General features: G+C 62.5%; 2 protein-coding genes. One reads left to right on the top strand and one right to left on the bottom strand.

Annotated features, from left to right (window positions below; translation table 11 throughout):
- Positions 1–213: 213 nt before the first annotated feature.
- On the top strand, positions 214–906 hold the full coding sequence (locus tag FS320_RS42880) for an IS6 family transposase (protein WP_152718584.1): 693 nt from the start codon (positions 214–216) through the stop codon (positions 904–906).
- A 413-nt stretch (positions 907–1,319) separates the two neighbouring features.
- On the opposite strand, the gene FS320_RS42875 is transcribed toward FS320_RS42880, so the two are convergent.
- On the bottom strand, positions 1,320–1,699 hold a 380-nt coding region (locus tag FS320_RS42875; RefSeq protein ID WP_152711663.1), incomplete at its 5' end, for a transposase.

Genomic DNA, 1,699 nt, shown 5'->3' with positions numbered 1-1,699 from the left:
TTTGCTCAACCGTCGTCTTGACGGCTCTGCCGCCAGCCCTGCGCAATCGCTCCATCCTGCCACACCCGGCTCCCGCCCTGGGATCGCACTCCCACGTCCAAGCTCATTGACAACGAACATCAGAGTTCTCTGTGTCGCCTGACATAGACGGGTTGATAGCCGGTGTTGTCACGTTAACCTGGAGATGAGATCGAGCGGTGTAGATGGTCCGGCATGAGCAAGCCCGTCAGCTACAAACGCCATCGCTTTCCGCCTGAGATCATCGCCCATGCGGTCTGGTTGTACTTCCGGTTTCCTCTGAGCCTGCGGCTGGTCGAGGAGATGCTGCTCGAGCGCGGCATCCTCGTTTCGTATGAGACGGTCCGCCGGTGGGCGCTGAAGTTCGGGCCGGCGTACACCCGCCGCCTCAGGCGCAAGGCGCCGAGCCGCCGCGACATCTGGCACCTCGATGAGGTCGTGGTCACGATCGCGGGCCAGAAGCACTGGCTGTGGCGGGCGGTTGACCAGGACGGCTATGTGCTCGATGAGATTGTCCAGACCCGCCGCAACACCAAGGCGGCCAAGCGCTTGCTGACGCGTCTGTTGCGGAAGCAGGGCTGCCCTCCACGACGGATGATCTCCGACAAGCTCGGCTCCTACGCGTCCGCCCGGCGTCAGATCATGCCGGACGTCGAACACCGCTCGCACAAGGGGCTTAACAATCGGGCGGAGAATTCGCATCTGCCGTTCCGGCGACGCGAGCGGGCGATGCAAGGCTTTCGAGCGCCCAGGTACCTGCAGCGGTTCGTCAGCGTGTTCTCGGCCGTCCGCAATCTCTTCGTTCCACCCCGCTCCGCCCCTGCCACCCATCTGCACCGCCTCAACGCCATGGCGGAATGGAAAGCTGTGGCCAACATTGCTGCTTGAGCCTGTCCGGTAGACAAATCAGCCTCAGCGCGCTTGGCGGCAGTTAACGTGACAACGCCTGGATGTAGCGAAGGGGTGCATGGCCGAGAAGGGCTACATCTACGTTACCGAGCAAGAGGCGGACGCCCGTTTCGCTGCTGCGGCAGCCAAACCGCGCCGCCATAGCTGACAACATTGCATGGAACAGGCCGACAGCATCGCGGCCTGATCCCATCAATTCACTGACGCCAGGATCTCCGCAGCCCGTTCCACTCCATAAGCCTGCTCGGCAGTTGCCACGAGATCCGGTCATAACTCATCATCCGACGACAGGTATTCGGCCGCGTCGAAGATCGCCTATAGCCGCCCGTCGGTCATGGCGCTGCCCTCTAGCTGGGTGAGAGGCAGGCGTTCAACTAGAGGCTGGTGAGCAATTATCTTTCCTTTCGCGTGAGGCGACGCAGCAGGATGCGGCTCATGGCGAGATAGAGCAGCATTTCACCGGTCTCGACCAAGCGTTCGTAGTCCTTGGCGAGCCGCCGGTTGGTGGTGAGCCAACCGATGGTCCGCTCGACAACCCACCTGCGTGCGAGCACCTGGAAGCCACTCGGTCGCGTCGGCGGCTCCGCGTCAGCCCGCATCCAGGTTCCGCCGCTCCACCAATGCTGCGGGATGGATAATCTCCAGCTCAGGGCCTTCTGGAGCCAGTCCTTCAGCCCACGATAAGCCGTGTCGGCCCACATCAACTCAATGGCCGGAAACAGATTCTGCAGACCCTCCAGCAGGAGTTCGGCTCCGGCGCGGTCATGGAGGT

It is taken from the genome of Microvirga tunisiensis (assembly GCF_009296175.1).
Lineage (GTDB): Bacteria > Pseudomonadota > Alphaproteobacteria > Rhizobiales > Beijerinckiaceae > Microvirga > Microvirga tunisiensis.
The sequence above is the reverse complement of the archived record's forward strand: the minus strand, read 5'-3'. Positions and strand labels throughout refer to the sequence as shown.

What these genes read in the sequence shown, in the direction of transcription:
- FS320_RS42880 (WP_152718584.1), top strand. Translation starts at nt 214, where the DNA reads ATGAGCAAGCCCGTCAGCTACAAACGCCATCGCTTTCCGCCTGAGATC.